Raw genomic sequence first — 17,892 nt, 5'->3', positions numbered from 1 at the left:
CTTACCTTTTTGCGGCCTGGTTGCCGACGTAGGCGCCGCCAGCGGCACCCAGGACAGCACCGGTCGTGCCGCCGACGGCACCACCCACCACACCACCCACGACGGCGCCGCCAACGGTGCCGGTGGTCTCACGGTCCATGGTGGCGCAGCCACCCAGGGTCAGCAGGGAAGCGGCGACGGCCGCGGCAAGGATCGATTTCATTTGTACACCTCAAGTATTGAACTGCAGGCGCCTCGTGCGTCCTGCACGCTGCTTGTTGGCCTGTGAGGTCAATGTAGGCAGCGCCTCCAGGCACAGGTGTAGGAGAAAGCTGGAGTGCATCGTCGTCTGCGCGCGCGAGCGAAAGGCGGCTGCCGCCCCGCCGGGCCCGGATGGCTCAGCGGTGTCGCGTCACAGCACGCGGTTGCGCGCGAGCGGCGGGTTCTTCGCGAAGTAACGCTGGATGCCCCGCATGATCGCGTCGGCGAGCTGCTCCTGGTATTCGTCGCTGCGCAGCCGCGCTTCCTCTTCGGGGTTGCTGATGAAGGCGGTTTCCACCAGCACGCTCGGGATGTCGGGGGCCTTCAACACCGCGAAGCTCGCCTGCTCCACGCTGCCCTTGTGCAGCTTGCCGACGCGGCCGATTTCGCCGATGAGGTCGCCACCCAACTTGAGGCTGTCGTTGATCTGCGCGGTGGTGCTCATGTCCAGCATCGCGCGCGCGACGTGCACGTCCTGCGACTTCACGTTGACACCGCCGATCAGGTCCGCCTTGTTCTCCTTGTCCGCCATCCAGCGCGCCGCGCTGCTGGACGCGCCGTTCTGGCTGAGCGCAAACACGCTGGCGCCGCGCGCCGCAGGCGTGAGGAAGGCATCGGCATGGATGCTCACGAACAAGTCCGCCTGCACGCGCCTTGCCTTCTGCACGCGCTGGCCGAGCGGCACGAAGAAGTCCGCGTCGCGCGTCATGTACGCGCGCATCGGGTTGCCGTTCACGATGGATGCATTGATGCGCTCGCGCAGGCGGTGCGCGATCTGCAGCACGATGTCCTTCTCGCGCGTGCCGCTCGGCCCGACCGCGCCCGGGTCTTCGCCGCCGTGCCCCGGGTCCAGCGCGATGATGATCAGGCGGTCGGTCTTCTGCGGCGCGGGGAGCCTGGGTGCCGGTTCCTGCTGCGGCGCCTGCGGTGCGGGCCTGGCCTTCTGCGTCTGCTGCTGCGCGATGAGCTCGCCCAGCGGATCGCTCGCCGGCGTCGGCGGCGCCATGGGCTTGTCCTTCATCCGCTCGTTGATCAGCGCCTCCAGCGGGTCCTGCGCCTTCACCGGGTAGAAGTCGATCACCAGGCGGTGCGCATACGCCGCGATGGGCGGGAGCGTGAACACCTGCGGGATCGCGGTCTGCTTCAGGTCGATGACGAGGCGCACCACGCCCGGCGACTGCTGCCCGGCGCGGATGCCCGCGATGTAGGGGTCGTCCGGCTTCACCTTCGCGACCAGCTCGCGCAGCTCGGGGCTCAGGTCCAGCCCCTCGATGTCCACGGCCAGGCGCGGCGGGTTCACCACCACGACCTGCTTGCTGCTGAGCTGTGCGTCGGATTCGATGGTGACGCGCGTGTAGTCGGGCGCGGGCCACACGCGCACGGCCACGATGCTCGCGCCCCGCGCGATCTGCGCGCCCCCGAGCAGCAGCACCAGCGATCCCTGGCGCAGGATGTCTCGTCGCGTGACCGTCATGCGAGGAGCTCCTTGCCCCGGGGCGTCTGGGCGATGAGCGTCACCTGCCGCGATTCGTCGGCCTGCGTCTCGATGCGCATCACGAGGTCCGCGCGAGGCAGCAGGCCCGCGGCCTTCTCGGGCCATTCCGCGAGCTTGAGGCCCGGGCCCGCGAAGATGTCGCGAAATCCCGCGTCTTCCCACTCCTGCGGGTCGTTGAAGCGAAAGAAGTCGAAGTGCCAGGCCGCGAGGCCCGGCGCCTCGTGCGGCTCGGCCACGGTGTAGGTCGGGCTCTTGATGCGGCCCTGCACGCCGAGCGACTGCAGCAGGTGGCGCACGAAGGTCGTCTTGCCCGCGCCGAGGTCGCCGTGCAGTTCGATGAAGGCGTCGGCGATGGCGGGGTGCGCGGCGAGGCGGGCCGCGTAAAGGCGCGTGTCCTCCTCGGTGCGCCAGAGCAGGGCCTGGACGGCGGTTTCTACAATCGGCGGGTGACGTTCGATGGCGGTCAGATCAAGGGTCCTGGTTTCGTGGCGCAACTGCGCGAATGGGCGGCCGCGCTCGGATTTTCCCAAATCGGCATCGCGGGGGTGGATCTTTCTTCGGCGGAGCCCGGTTTGCTCGCATGGCTCTCCAACGGTTGTCACGGCGACATGGCCTACATGCAAAACCATGGCCTGAAGCGCGCGCGCCCCGCGGACCTGGTGCCGGGCACCGCCAGCGTGATCACCGTGCGCATGGATTACCTGCCGCGCGCCACGTTGGAGGGCTGGCAGGCCCTGGAGTTCCAGCGGCTGGAGCGGCCGCAGGAGGGCGTCGTGTCGCTCTATGCGCGCGGACGGGACTATCACAAGGTGCTGCGCTCGCGCCTGCAGAAACTGAGCGAGCGCATCGCGCAGGAGCTCGGCCCCTTCGGCCACCGCGTCTTCACGGATTCCGCGCCTGTGCTGGAGGCCGAGCTCGCGTCGCGCAGCGGCATCGGCTGGCGCGGCAAGCACACGCTCGTCCTGAGCCGCGAGGCAGGCTCGATGTTCTTCCTCGGCGAGATCTACGTGGACCTCGCCTTGCCGCCCACCGAGGCCGCGAGCGACCATTGCGGCACGTGCCAGGCCTGCATCGACGTGTGCCCGACGCGCGCCATCGTCGCGCCGCGCCGGCTCGATGCGCGGCGCTGCATCTCCTACCTCACCATCGAGCACTTCGGCGCCATCCCGCTGGAGCTGCGTCCGCTGATCGGCAACCGCATCTACGGCTGCGACGACTGCCAGCTGGTGTGCCCCTGGAACAAGTTCGCGCAGCGCAACGCCCTGCCGGACTTCGACGAGCGCGAAGGGCTGACGGGCCAGCAGCTCTCCCGTCTCTTCGCGTGGACGGAAGCGGAATTCCTCGCGCACACCGAAGGCAGCCCGATCCGCCGCATCGGGCATGAGCGCTGGCTGCGCAACGTCGCGGTGGCCCTGGGCAATGCCTTGCGAGACTCCGGGGACGCGGGCACGCGCGCGGCGCTGCAGGCGCGGGCGAACGATGCGAGGGCACTCGTTCGGGAACATGTGGCCTGGGCGCTGCAGGCGTGAGCCGGGGGCGCCAGGTATTCTTCCTGAGAGTTTTCTGACGGCAGGATGCGTACCAAAGGCTTCCGGGTATTTCTCAAGGGAAAACCCCTGAGTACCAAAGTGGGCTCGTTCCTAGAATTGCGGGCGGATTTACCCATTCACTGGCCCACAAAGAGGAGCGCATCCATGGATCGTCGATCAGTCATCAAAAATGCCGGCATCGCCGGCATCCTTGCGGCGGGTGTCGCCCCTGCGGTACACGCGCAGGCCGCGGTGCGCTGGCGCATCGCGTCGAGCTTCCCCAAGTCGCTGGACACGATCTACGGCGCGGCCGAAGTGTTCGCGAAGCAGGTGCGTGCCATGTCGGGCGGCAAGTTCGAAGTCTCCGTGCACGCGGCCGGCGAGCTCATGCCCGCTTTCGGCGTGGTGGACGGCGTGCAGCAGGGCTCCATCGAAGGCGCGCACACCGCGCCCTACTACTTCTTCGGCAAGGACGAATGCTTCGCCCTCGGCTGCGCGATTCCCTTCGGCCTGAACAGCCGCCAGATGACCGCGTGGATGGTGGAGGGCAACGGCCTGAAGCTGATGCGCGAGTTCTACGCCAAGTACAACATCGTCAACTTCCCGGGCGGCAACACGGGTGCGCAGATGGGCGGCTGGTTCCGCAAGGAGATCAAGTCGGTCAAGGACATCAAGGGCCTGAAGATGCGCATCGGCGGCTTCGGCGGCAAGGTGCTCGAGCGCATCGGCGGCGTGCCGCAGAACATTCCCGGCGGCGACATCTATCCCGCGCTGGAAAAGGGCACGATCGACGCGGCCGAGTGGGTCGGCCCATACGACGACCAGAAGCTGGGCTTCAACAAGGTCGCCCCGTTCTACTACTACCCCGGCTGGTGGGAGGGCGGCCCGGAGCTGGACTTCTTCTTCAACACCACGGCCTACAACGCGCTGTCGGCCGAGAACAAGGCGATCGTCGACTCCGCATGCGCGTCCGCGCACGTTTACATGCAGGCGCGCTACGACGCCGTGAACCCCGGCGCGCTGCGCCAGCTCGTGGCCAACGGCACGAAGCTGCGCCCCTTCCCGCAGGACATGATGTCGGCCGCGTTCAAGGAGGCCATGGGCCTGTACGAAGAGCTCAACGCCAAGAACGAGAGCTGGAAGAAGATCTACGCGGACTACTCCAAGTTCCGCGGTGAGCAGAACCTCTGGTTCCGCTTCACCGAAATGGGCTTCGACCGCTTCATGCAAGGCCAGAAGCTGTAAGAACCAAAGGCCGCATGCGCGGCCCCGCTGGAGAAGAAAGGCCCCGCAAGGGGCCTTTTTGCTGCGCGGTCGAAAGCCCGCTGCAAGCAAAGGTCTCGCGCGCGCGGCATCATGCGCCGCACCCATACAAGGAGACTCTTCCATGGATCGTCGTTCCATCCTCAAGAATGCGGGCATCGCCGGCGTGCTGGCCGCGGGCATCGCCCCGGCCGTGCATGCGCAGGCCGCCGTGCGCTGGCGTCTGGCTTCCAGCTTTCCCAAGTCGCTGGACACGCTGTTCGGCGGCGCCGAAACCTTCGCGAAGGCCGTGCGCGCGATGTCCGGCGGCAAGTTCGAGATTTCCACGCACGCCGCCGGTGAGTTGATGCCGGCGTTCGGCGTGGTCGATGCCGTGCAGCAGGGCTCGGTGGAGATGGCGCACACCGCGCCGTACTACTTCTTCGGCAAGGACGAGGCCTTCGCGCTCGGCACCGCCATTCCCTTCGGCCTCAACAGCCGCCAGATGACGGCGTGGATGGTGGAAGGCAACGGCCTGAAGCTGATGCGCGAGTTCTACGCCAGGTACAACATCATCAACTTCGCGGCGGGCAACACCGGCGCGCAGATGGGCGGCTGGTTCAGGAAGCCGATCAAGAGCGTGCAGGATCTGAAGGGCCTGAAGTTCCGCATCGCCGGCCTCGCGGGCAAGATCATGGAGCGCATGGGCGCCGTGCCGCAGAACATCCCCGGCGGCGACATCTACCCGTCGCTGGAGAAGGGCACCATCGATGCGGCCGAGTGGGTCGGGCCGTACGACGACCAGAAGCTCGGCTTCGTGAAGGTCGCGCCGTACTATTACTACCCGGGCTTCTGGGAAGGCTCCGCGCAGCTGGACTTCTTCATCAACCAGAAGGCCTTCGACGCGCTGTCGGCGGAGAACAAGGCGATCGTCGAATCCGCCGCCGCGCTGGCCCACGTGGAAGTGCAGGCGAAGTACGACGCACGCAACCCCGGCGCGCTGCGCCAGCTCGTGGCCTCCGGCGCGAAGCTGACGGCTTTCCCGCAGGACATGATGAACCAGGCCTTCAAGGTCGCGGGCACGATCTACGAAGAAACATCGGCGAAGAACGAGAGCTTCCGCAAGATCTACGCGGACATGTCGAAATTCCGCGCCGAGCAGAACCTCTGGTTCCGCTTCACCGAGATGAGCTTCGACCGCTTCATGCAGTCGCAAAAACTTTAACTTCAAAAATGCTGCGCATTTTTGAAGTTGTCTGATCAGATTGAAAAAGCCGGGCAAGCCCGGCTTTTTCAATGGTGTCCGCGCTGCATGTTATTTCGCGCGGACGGTCCCCTGCGGGGTATCACTCTTTCACCGACCCCGTCATCCCCGACACGTAGTACTCGACGAAAAACGAGTAGATGAACGCCACCGGCAGCGAGCCGAAGAGGGCGCCCGCCATAAGCGAGCCCCAGTGGTACACGTCGCCTTCCACGAGCTCCGTCACCACGCCCACGGGCAGTGTCTTGATCTCGCTGGACGACACGAAGGTCAGCGCGTAGATGAACTCGTTCCACGACAGGGTGAAGGCGAAGATGCCGGCGGAGATCAGGCCCGGCACCGCGAGCGGCAGGATGATCTTCACGAGGATCTGCCAGCGCGTCGCGCCGTCGATCAATGCGCACTCCTCCAGCTCGAAGGGGATCGAGCGGAAGTAGCCCATCAGCAGCCAGGTACAGAACGGGATGAGGAAGGTCGGGTAGGTGAGGATCAGCGCGAGCCGCGTGTCGAAGAGGCCGAGCTGGAACACCACCGACGCGAGCGGGATGAAGAGGATCGAGGGCGGCACCAGGTATGCGAGGAAGATCGCGAGGCCCACCTGCTTGGCGCCCGAGAAGCGCAGGCGCTCGATCGCATACGCCGCGAACACGGACGCCGCGAGCGAGAAGAAGGTGGCCACGACCGAGACCAGCACCGTGTTCCACATCCACTGCGGGTACGACGTGTCGAAGAGGAGCTTCCGCACGTGGTCCAGCGTGGGCGCCATCACCCAGAACGGGTTGCCGTCCCGCGAGAGCAATTCGTTGTTCGGCTTGAAGGCGGTGATCGCCATCCAGTAGAACGGGAACAGCAGCACGAACACGAAGATCGCGAGCGGCAGGTACACCACGACCGCCTTGCGCATCGGCGAGTCGAGGTAGTTCATTCCCGCCGTGTCGACGGTGTCTTCCTTGGCGCTCATTGAATCTCCCGTAGGGCCGCCCCAAGGGAGATTCGCACCCCCTCGGGGGGCAGCGCAGACACGAAGTGGCAAGCGTGGGGGCTGATCATTTGTCGGCTCCTCCTTGTTGCCAGGCGCGTCGCTGGAGCCCGAAGTAGCTGAACATGATGGCGGCCAGCAGGAAGGGCACCATCGCGATCGAGATCGCCGCGCCTTCGCCGAGCGCGCCGCCGGAGATCGCGCGCTGGAAGGAGAGCGTCGCCATCAGGTGCGTCGCGTTCAGCGGGCCGCCGCGCGTGATCACGTAGATCAGCTGGAAGTCGGTGAAGGTGAAGAGCACGGAGAAGGTCATCACCACCGCGATGATGGGCGTGAGCAGGGGCAGCGTCACGTGGCGGAACTGCTGCCACGGCGTCGCCCCGTCGATGGCGGAGGCTTCGTAATAGGACGGCGAGATCGTCTGCAGGCCCGCGAGCAGCGTGATCGCCACGAAGGGCACGCCGCGCCAGATGTTGGCGACGATCACCGAGATGCGCGCATTCCAGGGCACGCCCAGGAAGTCGATGTACTGGTGGATCAGCCCCATCTTCATCAGCACCCAGCTGATGATGGAGAACTGGGCGTCGTAGATCCACCAGAAGGCGATGGCCGACAGGGCCGTCGGCACGATGTACGGCAGCAGGATCACCGCGCGGAAGAAGGTCTTGAAGCGGATGTTCTTGTTCAGCAGCACCGCGAGCCAGAGCCCCAGCAGGAACTTGAAGATGCTGGCGACGACCGTGTAGAAGAGCGTGTTGAAGAGGGCAAGCTGCGTCACCGCGTCCTGCGCGATGAAGGAGTAGTTCTCCAGCCCGATCCACTCGCCGGGGCGGCCGATCTTGGCGTCGGTGAAACCGAGCCAGATGCCCAGGCCGAGCGGATAGGTGAGGAAAAGCAGCAGCAACACGGCTGCGGGCAGCAGGAACAGCAGCCCGAGCGCGTTGCGGCTGTTTTGCAGCCGTTCAAGCATGGAAGCCTTAGACCTTGTAGTAGCGCTCGGCGCGCTTCTGTGCGCGCTCCATCGCTTCCTTCGGCGTCTTGGAGCCGCTGATCGCCTCGGCCACCATGTTCACCACGATGAAGTCGGCGCCCGCGCCCGCCGAGGCGTAGCCCAGCTTGCCGGCATAGCCCGCGGGACGCAGGTTCTTCACGGCGTCGCGGTAAGGCAGGTTCTTCGGGTCGGACGTCCAGATCGAGCTCTTTTCGTAGGCCGCCAGCGGCGCGGCCACGTAACCGCCCGCGCCGGTGAGCCACGGGTCGAACTGCTCCCACTCCATCATGAAGCGCAGGAACTCCTTGGCGGCCTGCGGGTACTTCGTGTACTTCATGACCATCTGGTTGAAGAACAGGTGCGACTCGGTCGGCTGGCCGACCGGACCGACCGGGAAGGACGCGTGCTGGATGTCGGCGGCCATCTCCTTGACCTTCGGGTCGGTGGAGTTCTTCGCGGCGTAGTAGATCGAGATGCCGTTGTTGGTGGCGCTGATCTGGCCATCGAGGAACGCCTTGTTGTTGTTCGGGTCCAGCCACGACAGCGTGCCGGGGATGAACGTCGCGTAGAGCTGCTTGCCGTATTCCAGCGCCTTCAGCGTCTCGGGGCTGTCGATCACGACCTTGTTGTTCGCATCGACCAGCTTGCCGCCGAAGGCCCAGATCAGCCAGTTGCACCACAGGCCGTCGCCGGTCGCGTTGCCCAGCGCCAGGCCGATCGGCGTGCCCTTGGCGTGGAGGGCCTGCGCCATCTTCAGGAAGTCGTCGGTGGTCTTTGGGAAGGCGTCGAAGCCCGCGGCCTTCAGCTGGCTCTGGCGATACACCATCATCGAGCCGGCCGAGCCGAGGCCCAGGCCGATCCACTTCTTGCCGTCGGGCTTCAGGTACGCGTGCACCGCCGGGTACCAGCCGCCGTACTTCTTGCCGAGGTATTCGGCGAGGTCCGTGACGTCGAGCAGCTTGTCCGGATAGAGGTTGGCGTCGTCGTTGGTGGACAGGATGATGTCGGGGCCTGCGCCGGTGTTGGCGGCGACGGCCGCCTTCGGGCGCACGTCTTCCCAGCCTTCGTTGTCCACGCGCACTTCGATGCCGGTCTTGGCGGTGAAGGCGGCCACGTTCTTCATGTACTGGTCGATGTCGCCCTGCACGAAGCGGCTCCAGCGCAGCACGCGCAGCTTGGCGCCCTTCTCCGGCTTGAAGGCGATGGTCTGGGCCTGCGCGGCCGGTGCGAACACCGAGGCGCCCGTGCCCAGCGTGGTCGCGGCGGCGACGCTCGCGGATCCTTCGAGGAATTTGCGGCGGTTGAACTGGCTCATGGCTTGTCTCCTTTGATGTGGTCAGCCGGGAAGGCGAGGGACGGGAACTCGGGGGGCGGCGCGGCTCATGCGGCAAGCCGCCGGCCGCTCTGCGCATCGAACAGGTGCGAGCGCTGTGCATCGGGCAGCAGGTGGATCGTGCTGCCGGGCGCGAAGTCGTAGCGCTCGCGGAAGACGGCGGACAGGTCGGTGCCGTGGTGGCGGCAGGCGACGAAAGTGTCCATGCCGGTGGGCTCCATCACGACGACGTCGGCCGGGATGCCGCCGCTGTCGGCGAGCACCAGGTGCTCGGGGCGCGTGCCGAAGACGATGGGCTGGCCGTCGCTGCCGCCCGCGGCGTTCGCCGGGGCGTCCAGGCGCGTGCCGTCCGCGAGTTCGACAAAGGACGCGCCGCTCGCGCGACGCAGCGTGCCGGGCAGGAAATTCATGGCCGGCGAGCCGATGAAGCCCGCGACGAACTGGTTGGCCGGGTGGTCGTAGAGCTCGAGCGGGCTACCCGTCTGCTCGATGCGGCCGTCGCGCATCACCACGATCTGGTCGCCCATGGTCATGGCCTCGATCTGGTCGTGCGTCACGTAGATGGACGTCGTCTTCAGGCGTTGGTGCAATTCCTTGATCTCGCTGCGCATCGCGACGCGCAGCTTGGCGTCGAGGTTGGACAGCGGCTCGTCGAAGAGGAACACCTGCGGGTCGCGCACGATCGCGCGGCCCATCGCCACGCGCTGGCGCTGGCCGCCGGAGAGCTGGCGCGGGTAGCGGTCGAGCAGGGCGCCGAGCGCGAGGATCTCGGCGGCGCGCGCCACCTTCGCGTCGATCGTCGCCTGGTCCTGCTTGGCCATGCGCAGGGCGAACGACATGTTGTCCCGCACCGTCATGTGCGGATAGAGCGCGTAGTTCTGGAACACCATCGCGATGTCGCGCGCCTTGGGCAGGAGGTCGTTGACGACCTTGTCCCCGATGCGGATCTCGCCCGCGGTCACCTGTTCCAGCCCGGCGATCATGCGCAGCAGGGTGGACTTCCCGCAGCCCGAGGGGCCCACGAGGACGGTGAAGGAGCCGTCGGGAATGGCGATGTCGACGCCGTGGAGGATGGGGACTTCGCCGAAGTTCTTCTTGACCGAGTGGATCGTGACGCTGGCCATGTGGCTCGTAATTCCCGGGGTAGGCACGGCTGGCGAGGTGCCGTCCGGTGCGGGTGCAGTGTCGCGATTGGTCAGGCCACTTTCCATCGGGTCAAACCACTACAACTTCTTCTTGCGGAATACGTCAGCGAATGTTTACACATGTTTCAAGTTGCTCTAGACTGCCCGGACACGCGTTTGGTTCTTCAACATCCGCCTCAGGGGGTCATGTGAGTCTCACCATTTCCTACAATCACTTCGTCGGCGACGAATTCGACAACGAGCTCCATGGCACCGGGGGCAACGACAGCATCGAGGGCCTGGGGGGTAACGACACCCTGCTGGGTGATTGGGGCAACGACACCCTCGATGGAGGCGACGGCATCGACACCGCCGTCTACGTGGCGGCGACCGCCGGCGTCACGGTCAACCTCGTGACGGGCGTCTCGCGCGGTGGCGACGGCAACGATTCGCTCATCGCCATCGAAAACCTGTGGGGCTCCTATTACAACGACACCCTGATCGGCGACGCGGGCGCCAACCTCCTGAAGGGTTTGTCCGGCAGCGACTCGATCCTCGGCGGCGACGGCAACGACACGCTGTGGGGCGGCTCCGGAAACGAAAGCGACACCCTCAACGGCGGCGCCGGCTTCGATGCGGTGTCGTATTCAGGTTACTACCAGCTCAATGTCAATCTCGCCACGGGCCAGGTGACCGGCGGCGCCGGCAACGACACGCTCATCAGCATCGAGGTTGTCACCGCCGGCGCATCCGACGACACCCTGACGGGCAACAACAACGCCAACATCCTGGACGGCGGATGGGGCAACGACTCCCTGGACGGCGCGGGCGGCAACGACACCCTCTACGGAGGCAAGGGCCAGGACACGGCGCACGGCGGAAACGGGAACGACGCGATCTATACCGGCAAGGGCAACGACGTCCTGGACGGCGGCGCCGGCAGCGACACCATGAGCGGGGGCACCGGCAGCGATCTCTACTACGTGAACATGACGAGCGATGTGGTGATGGAGTCGTCCAGCAGCAGCGGCGGATTCGACGTCGTCGTCTCCACCGTCTCCTACATCCTGCCCGACTATGTCGAGGAACTCGACCTGTCCGGAACGGCGCTCAGCGCGACTGGCAATGGCTGGGGCAACGTGCTGGTGGGGACCGAATCGGCCAACCGGCTCTACGGCCTCGGCGGCGACGACAGCCTGGTCGGCGCAGGCGGCAACGACACGCTCGCCGGCGGCGAAGGCAACGACACGCTGGACGGAGGCGCGGACTCGGACGCAATGACCGGCGGCACGGGCGATGACACCTACCGCGTCGACAGCCTGGGCGACACCGTCACCGAAGCGGCAGGTGGCGGAACCGACACCGTCGAGGCCTGGATTTCCATCGACCTGCTCGGGCGCAACCTGGAGAACATCGTGTTGCGCGGCTACGGCTCATTGAACGCCACCGGCAATGCCACGGGCAATTACATCACCGGCAACGAGGGCAACAACGCCATCGACGGAGGCGCGGGCGCCGACACCATGGTTGGGGGGACCGGCGACGATTCCTACTTCGTCGATTCGAAGAGCGACGTCGTGCTGGAGTACTCGGGTGGAGGCGGGGACGCGGTGTGGTCTTCGATCTCCTACACGCTCCCGGATTACGTGGAGAACCTGGTGCTGCAAGGCGCGGCGACGGTGGGAACGGGCAATGCCTGGAACAACACGCTCATGGGCAACGCGCTGGACAACCGGCTGTACGGCAACGATGGCGACGACCAGCTCGAGGGAAGCGACGGCAACGACCTGCTCGTCGCCGGCGCGGGCAACGACATCCTGTGGGGCGACGGCGGGGCGGACACCCTGAACGGCGGCACCGGCGACGACTACTACCACATCGACGAATCCGACACGCTCATCGAAGGTACCGGCGGCGGCACGGACACGGTGGAGGCTTATTTCAGTTTCACGCTGGCCAACAACTTCGAAACCCTGATCCTGACCGGCTCGGCCAACATCGATGGGACAGGCAACACCATGGCAAATAGCCTGGTGGGCAATGACGGCAACAACGTCCTGAGCGCAGGCGCCGGCACCGACTTCCTGAACGGCGGCGGCGGCGACGACACGCTGACCGGCGGAACCGGCGTGGATCGCTTCTGGTTCGGCCCCGGATCGGGCGACGACACCATCACCGACTTCCAGACCATCGATCGCATCAGCCTGTACACCAACTTTTTCGACAATGGGGCAGGGGTGCTGGCGGCCACCACCGACGTCGGCGGCAATGCGGTGATCGACCTGGGCGACGGCAATTCGGTCACCCTTGTCGGGGTTCTGAAGGCTTCGCTGACCGCCGGGTCGTTCGAGGTCCAGGCGATTCCGCTCGGCTCAATCACCTGAACTGTCACGAACTGCGCGTCGCGCGCAGCCCCGTTAGGGCTGCCGGAACGCGCGCAGTTCCGCCACCATCCGAGCGAGCTCGTCGATCATCCGCGGGTCCGCCGCGTGGAACACGCCCAGCTTGCCCGAGAGCGTGCGGGTCAGCAGCCGCGGCGCCACCAGCCATTCGAGCCCCCGCACGCGAATGAGCTGGGCGGACGCCAGTTCGCGCAGCTCCACCTTCTTCTCCCACACCCATGTCTGGCGCAGCTGCTGCGCATCGAGCGTGGTCACGCTGCGGACGACGTGCCACGCGGTGTAGAGCACCATCGCGAGCGCGGCGAGGAACCAGGTGAAGATGGAGACGGTGCCGCCGGGGGTCCTTCCGCCCAGCCAGAGCCGCACGAACCAGGCTGCGAGGCCCAGCACCAGCACCGCCGCCAGCAGCTTGAAGTACGGCGAAAAAGCAGGCCCCTGCATCGAGGGGCCCTGCGACGGGACGAAGCGAAAGGGCGGCGGCCCCAGCGCCTCGGTGGGCGACTCGTTCACGTCACTTCTTGAACAGCTCGTCGATCTTCTTCTGCTCGTCGGCGGCGGCCTTGTCGGAGGCCGTGTCGGCCGCGGCCGACTCGCTCGCGGTGGGCATCGCGCCGCTCGCGGCGGGCAGGCCCGGCGCCGGCGTGTTGCCCGGCATCGTCGCCTCACCGGACACGGGCTCATCCACCGGCATTTCGATCTTCACCTTGTCGATGTCGACCTTCTCGGCCTTCTCCAGGAACATGGTGACGGTCTGCGGAACGAAGATCACGATCGCGACCAGCAGCACCTGCATCAGCACCCACGGGATGGCGCCGAGGTAGATGTCGTTGGACAGCACGGGTTTCTCGATGCGCCGCTCCTTGTAGAGCGTGTCGGCGATGCCGCGCAGGTAGAAGAGCGCGAAGCCGAAGGGCGGGTGCATGAAGGAGGTCTGCATGTTCACGCACAGCAGCACGCCGAACCACACGAGGTCGATGCCCATCTTGTCGGCGACGGGGCCGAGCATGGGCAGGATGATGAAGGCGATCTCGAAGAAGTCCAGGAAGAACGCCAGGAAGAAGATGAAGACGTTCACGACGATCAGGAAGCCGACCTGTCCGCCCGGCAGGCCCGTCAGCATGTGCTCGACCCACTTGGCGCCGTCCACGCCCTGGAACACCATGGAGAACACGCGCGAGCCGATCAGGATGAAGACCACCATCGCCGTGAGGCGCATGGTGCCCACCATGGCCTGCCAGCACAGGTCCCAGGTGAGCCTGCGGTGGATGGCGGCGAGTACCAGCGCGCCTACGCAACCCATGGCGCCGGCCTCGGTCGGCGTGGCGATGGCGGAGTCCATGAAGGGCAGGCCGCCCATGGAGCCCAGCACCGCGAAGATCAGCACGGCCGAGGGAATGATGCCGCGCAGGCACTGCATCCAGAGCTGGAAGCCGGTCTTGGTGCGCGCGGACTTCGGCACGCCGGGCACGTGGTGGGGCTTCACGATGCCGAGCGCGAAGGTGTAGAGCGCGAAGATCAGCACCTGCAGGATCGACGGGCCCCAGGCGCCCTTGTACATGTCGCCCACCGAGCGGCCGAGCTGGTCGGCCATCACCACCAGCACGAGCGAGGGCGGCACGAGCTGCGTGATGGTGCCCGAGGCCGCGAGCACGCCGGTGGTGTAGCGCATGTTGTAGCCGTAGCGGATCATCACCGGCATGGAGATGAGCGCCATCGCGATCACCTGGCCGGCCACGGTGCCCGTGATGGCGCCCAGGATGAAGCCCACGATGATCACGGAATAGCCGAGGCCCCCGCGCACCGGGCCGAAGAGCTGGCCCATGGAGTCGAGCATGTCCTCGGCGAGGCCGCACTTCTCCAGGATCGCGCCCATGAAGGTGAAGAAGGGGATGGCGAGCAGCAGGTCGTTGGACAGGATGCCGAACACGTTGAGCGGCAGGTTCGCCATGAAGCTCGCGGGGAACCAGCCCATCTCGATCGCGAAGAAGCCCGAGGCCAGGCCCAGCGCGGCCAGCGAGAACGCGACCGGGAAGCCGATCAGCATGATGAACACGAGCGCGCCGAACATGAATGGCGCAAAGTTTTCCATTTGCATGGTGTGAGTCCCGCTAATTAGTTATTCGTTGTGCACACGCAGTGGCAAGCGTGGGGGCCAGATTTCACTGGACGGGCTTTTCGTAGTGGGTGTCCATCTGATAAGTGCCTTGGAGGTAGCAGACACGCTTGACGATCTCCGACAGGCCCTGCAGCACGATCAGGCCGAAGCCGAGCGGCAGCATCAGCATCGCGGGCCAGCGGATCAGGCCGCCCGCGTTGCTCGACATCTCGTGCGTGAGGTACATCTTCACGAGCAGCGGCCAGGCGAGGTAGGCCATGAGCGACATCACCGGCAGCAGGAAGAAGATGAGCCCGAAGAGGTCCACGTACACGGGCCAGTTGCCCTTCAGCTTGCCGTAGATGAGGTCGACGCGCACGTGTTCGTTCAGCCGCAGCACCGCGGGCGCGCCGAGCATCACGATGCCCGCGAAGAGGTACCACTGGATCTCGAGCCAGCCGTTGGAGCTGATGTCCAGGAGGTAGCGCACGAAGGCGTTGCCCGCGGAGATGAGCGCGGTGAGGAGCACCGCGAGCGAGGCGACGCGCCCCAGCCTTTCGCTGATCCAGTCGACGCCGAAGGAAAGTTTGAGCAGGGCGGACACGGCTTGTCTCCGGTGGGTGGTTGTCGGGCTGTGCGGAGCTTACGCGCATCGGCACATAAGCCCTAAATACTAGCTCCGTGCCACTGAAGAAACGCTGACACTTCCTTTTCGGGTTTTCCCGTAGCGAATACGCACTAATGGATGCGCGCGAGGGGAGGCGGGTGAATAATGAGGCATGCCCTCCCTGACCCCCGAGCGCGTGACGGCCTCGATCGATGCGACAGACATGCGGCGCGCCGGCCGCGAGCTGCTGTCGCTGGCGCTCATGGATGCGCGCAACCACAGCCTGCACCTGCTGTCGCACTTCCAGCCCGGCGACGAAGCCGCGCAGGCCGGCGCGCCCCGCCGGCACGAGATCGAGCGGCCCTGGTGGATCGCGGGACACCTCGCCTGGCTCGCCGAATACTGGATCGGGCGCAATCCGCAGCGCTACCTGGGTCCCGCATGCCCGACCGATTCCGTGCGGCTCGCCTCGATCGAGCCGATGGCCGACCGATGGTTCAACCCGGCGGTGGTTCCGGCCTCCGCGCGCTGGGGCATGGAACTGCCCGGGCACGAGGCGATCAAGGCTTACCTGCTGGAGACGCTGGAGAGCACGCTGGAGCTCCTGGACAAGACCTCCGACGACGACGATGCGCTGCACTTTTTCCGCGCGGCGCTCTTCCACGAGGACCTGCGCGGCGAGCAGCTGCTCATGGTGGCGCAGGCGCTGGGCGTGCCGGTGAAGCTCGACATCCCCGGCGGCATGCAGCAGCGCGACCCCCTGCTCGTCCCCTCGGCCCGCTGGATGCTGGGCTCCCAGCCCGGGGGCTTCGTGTTCGACGTGGAGAAGTGGGCGCACGAAGTGGAGGTGCCCGAATTCGAGATCGACGCGCAGCCGGTGAGCTGGGGGCAGTACGTGGAGTTCGTCGACGACGGCGGCTACGACCGGCCCGAATTCTGGCTCCCGCGCGGCTGGGAATGGCTGGAGCGCGAGGCCGGCGCGGAAGGCCGCCGCGGCCCGAGGCACGTGGAGCAGATCGGCTCGGCGAGCGGCGCGGTGATGCAGACGCACTTCGGCCGCGCGGCCCGCATGGCCGCGACCCAGAGCGCGATGCACCTGAGCTGGTGGGAGGCCGATGCCTGGGCGCGATGGGCCGGACGGCGACTGCCCACCGAGGTCGAATGGGAGATGGCCGCGCACGTGGCCGCGCGCCGCGGGTTCCGCTGGGGCGACGTGCGCGAGTGGACGGCGAGCACGCTGCGGCCCTGGCCGGGCTTCACGACCGACGCCTGGACGATCCACACCGACTTCGAGGCGCACTGGTACTTCGGCCGTGCGCGCGTGCAGCGCGGCGCGTCCTTCGCGACGCGCGCGCGGATGAAGCACCCGAAATTCCGCAGCTACGCGCTGCCGGAGCGCGACGGCGCCTTCGTGGGCTTTCGCACCTGCGCGCTGTGAGCGCGGGCGGGTTTCGGCGCCATGTCCCACCAGGGCAGCTGACGGCGCAGCGACAACACCTCGCCCGACTGTGAAGGCTCGTAGCCCGGCACGGCGGCGAGCTCGCGCTTCCACGCAGGCGTGCGAAGCAGGGCGCGCAACGCCGCGACGGGCGGCTGCTCCAGCGCCGATTTGAGGCACACGAGGAAGTAGTCCTCCCGCACCAGCGGCACGAACCCGAGTCCGCGCGAGCGCGCCGCCGCCTCGATCCCCAGGCCCGCGTCCACCGCGCCGGAGGCGACGGCCTGCGCCACGGCTTCGTGCGAAGGCTCGGAGCGCCCGTAGCCCTCGATGGCGCCGGCGGCGATGCCGTCCCGGGCGAGCAGCTCGTCCAGCAGCACGCGCGTGCCGGTGCCGAGCGCGCGGTTGACGAAGCGCGCCCCCTTGGCCCGGATGTCGTCCAGGGAGGCGAGCGCCATCGGGTTGCCCGGCGCCACGATGAGCCCCTGCGTGCGCTGCGCGAAGCCGATCAGCTTGTGCAGGCCGGGCTGCAGCAGCGGCTGGTAGGCGCGGCGCGCGAGTTCGCCGCCGCCGGGCAGCCGCGGGGTGTGGAAGCCCGCCATCACGCAGCGGCCCTCGTTGAGCGCGGCGATCGCGTCCACGCTGCCGCAAAAGCGCACGTCCAGGTGCAGGCGCGCGAATCGCGCCGCATGCTCGCGCAGCAGCGGCAACGCGTCGTCGTGGCTCGCGAAGAGGGTCAGCACCTGCGCGGCGTCGTCGAAGGCGACGGCGAAGGCGCGCTCCAGGTCCGCGTGCAGCGCCTCCACCTGCGGCGCGAGCCGCGCCTGCGCCTGGCGCTCGGCCCACAGCAGCTTGTCGCCGAATCCGGAAAGGACGGCGGGCTGCCCCTTCTCCCAGATGACGAGCGGCCTGCCGAGCTCGGCCTCCCAGCGCTTGAGTTCGCCCCACACATGCCGGTAGGAAAACCCGAGCGCCTTCGCCGCGGCGGAGATCGACCCGTGGTCGCGCACCGCATGCAGGAGGTCCATGAGCGGATTGCGGATGCGGGCCCCGCCCTCGCGGCGCGTGGCGAGGCTGTAGGAGATCTCGACGGTGCGCATGGCCGGGAGTATGCGCGACCCCGCTATGCACCCGGCTTCATAGCTCGCGAATC

Annotated in this window: 16 protein-coding genes; 5 read left to right on the top strand and 11 right to left on the bottom strand. The window is 66.8% G+C overall.

Annotation, left to right across the window (positions count from 1 at the left end; genetic code table 11):
• Nucleotide 1: 1 nt before the first annotated feature.
• From I5803_RS06595 to tsaE, 3 genes are all read right to left on the bottom strand, one after another.
• Nucleotides 2-202: a YMGG-like glycine zipper-containing protein gene (locus I5803_RS06595; protein ID WP_196985583.1), complete on the bottom strand. Its 201-nt coding sequence runs from the start codon at nucleotides 200-202 to the stop codon at nucleotides 2-4.
• A gap of 189 nt (nucleotides 203-391) precedes the next feature.
• The gene (locus tag I5803_RS06590; protein ID WP_196985582.1) at nucleotides 392-1,714 is read right to left on the bottom strand and encodes an N-acetylmuramoyl-L-alanine amidase; all 1,323 of its coding nucleotides are present in this window, start codon (nucleotides 1,712-1,714) and stop codon (nucleotides 392-394) included.
• Nucleotides 1,711-2,202: a tRNA (adenosine(37)-N6)-threonylcarbamoyltransferase complex ATPase subunit type 1 TsaE gene (tsaE, locus tag I5803_RS06585; protein ID WP_231402599.1), complete on the bottom strand. Its 492-nt coding sequence runs from the start codon at nucleotides 2,200-2,202 to the stop codon at nucleotides 1,711-1,713. The genes I5803_RS06590 and tsaE overlap by 4 nt, the downstream gene beginning before the upstream one ends.
• Nucleotides 2,203-2,229: 27 nt before the next feature.
• Between tsaE and queG the strand changes: the two genes are divergently transcribed.
• From queG to I5803_RS06570, 3 genes are all read left to right on the top strand, one after another.
• Nucleotides 2,230-3,264 carry a tRNA epoxyqueuosine(34) reductase QueG gene (gene queG, locus I5803_RS06580; protein ID WP_231402598.1) on the top strand — a complete coding sequence of 345 codons (1,035 nt, stop codon included), beginning with the start codon at nucleotides 2,230-2,232 and terminating at the stop codon, nucleotides 3,262-3,264.
• A 165-nt stretch (nucleotides 3,265-3,429) separates the two neighbouring features.
• A complete protein-coding gene (locus I5803_RS06575) occupies nucleotides 3,430-4,509 on the top strand; it encodes a TRAP transporter substrate-binding protein (RefSeq protein ID WP_196985579.1) in 1,080 nt (359 codons plus the stop codon).
• A 142-nt stretch (nucleotides 4,510-4,651) separates the two neighbouring features.
• Entirely contained in the window at nucleotides 4,652-5,731 is a 1,080-nt protein-coding gene (locus tag I5803_RS06570; protein WP_196985578.1) for a TRAP transporter substrate-binding protein, read from the top strand.
• A 121-nt stretch (nucleotides 5,732-5,852) separates the two neighbouring features.
• On the opposite strand, the gene I5803_RS06565 is transcribed toward I5803_RS06570, so the two are convergent.
• The 4 genes from I5803_RS06565 to I5803_RS06550 all read right to left on the bottom strand — a co-directional run bounded on the left by I5803_RS06565 (nucleotide 5,853) and on the right by I5803_RS06550 (nucleotide 10,197).
• A complete protein-coding gene (locus I5803_RS06565; protein ID WP_196985577.1) occupies nucleotides 5,853-6,731 on the bottom strand; it encodes a carbohydrate ABC transporter permease in 879 nt (292 codons plus the stop codon).
• Between the two features lie 85 nt (nucleotides 6,732-6,816).
• Nucleotides 6,817-7,719: a carbohydrate ABC transporter permease gene (locus I5803_RS06560; RefSeq protein WP_196985576.1), complete on the bottom strand. Its 903-nt coding sequence runs from the start codon at nucleotides 7,717-7,719 to the stop codon at nucleotides 6,817-6,819.
• 7 nt (nucleotides 7,720-7,726) lie between these two features.
• Nucleotides 7,727-9,055, bottom strand: a complete 1,329-nt coding sequence (locus tag I5803_RS06555; protein ID WP_196985575.1) for an ABC transporter substrate-binding protein — start codon at nucleotides 9,053-9,055, stop codon at nucleotides 7,727-7,729.
• Between the two features lie 65 nt (nucleotides 9,056-9,120).
• A complete protein-coding gene (locus I5803_RS06550; protein WP_196985574.1) occupies nucleotides 9,121-10,197 on the bottom strand; it encodes an ABC transporter ATP-binding protein in 1,077 nt (358 codons plus the stop codon).
• A gap of 209 nt (nucleotides 10,198-10,406) precedes the next feature.
• Between I5803_RS06550 and I5803_RS06545 the strand changes: the two genes are divergently transcribed.
• Nucleotides 10,407-12,581, top strand: a complete 2,175-nt coding sequence (locus I5803_RS06545; RefSeq protein ID WP_196985573.1) for a calcium-binding protein — start codon at nucleotides 10,407-10,409, stop codon at nucleotides 12,579-12,581.
• Nucleotides 12,582-12,614: 33 nt separating this feature from the next.
• Here I5803_RS06545 and I5803_RS06540 read toward each other — a convergent pair whose 3' ends face one another.
• From I5803_RS06540 to I5803_RS06530, 3 genes are all read right to left on the bottom strand, one after another.
• Nucleotides 12,615-13,109 (bottom strand): hypothetical protein, encoded by a 495-nt coding sequence (locus I5803_RS06540; RefSeq protein ID WP_196985572.1) that lies wholly within the window; start codon nucleotides 13,107-13,109, stop codon nucleotides 12,615-12,617.
• Between the two features lies 1 nt (nucleotide 13,110).
• On the bottom strand, nucleotides 13,111-14,694 hold the full coding sequence (locus I5803_RS06535) for a TRAP transporter large permease (RefSeq protein WP_196985571.1): 1,584 nt from the start codon (nucleotides 14,692-14,694) through the stop codon (nucleotides 13,111-13,113).
• 64 nt (nucleotides 14,695-14,758) lie between these two features.
• Nucleotides 14,759-15,298: a TRAP transporter small permease subunit gene (locus tag I5803_RS06530; protein ID WP_196985570.1), complete on the bottom strand. Its 540-nt coding sequence runs from the start codon at nucleotides 15,296-15,298 to the stop codon at nucleotides 14,759-14,761.
• Nucleotides 15,299-15,473: 175 nt separating this feature from the next.
• Between I5803_RS06530 and I5803_RS06525 the strand changes: the two genes are divergently transcribed.
• Nucleotides 15,474-16,739, top strand: coding sequence for an SUMF1/EgtB/PvdO family nonheme iron enzyme (locus I5803_RS06525; RefSeq protein ID WP_196985569.1), 1,266 nt, complete (start codon nucleotides 15,474-15,476; stop codon nucleotides 16,737-16,739).
• Here I5803_RS06525 and I5803_RS06520 read toward each other — a convergent pair.
• Nucleotides 16,682-17,839, bottom strand: a complete 1,158-nt coding sequence (locus I5803_RS06520; RefSeq protein WP_196985568.1) for a substrate-binding domain-containing protein — start codon at nucleotides 17,837-17,839, stop codon at nucleotides 16,682-16,684. The two genes, I5803_RS06525 and I5803_RS06520, sit on opposite strands and share 58 nt — an antisense overlap.
• Nucleotides 17,840-17,892: the final 53 nt, after the last annotated feature.

This window comes from Caenimonas aquaedulcis (assembly GCF_015831345.1).
GTDB lineage: Bacteria > Pseudomonadota > Gammaproteobacteria > Burkholderiales > Burkholderiaceae_C > Ramlibacter > Ramlibacter aquaedulcis.
Note: the sequence above shows the minus strand (reverse complement) of the source record. Positions and strands in the feature narration are given on the sequence as shown.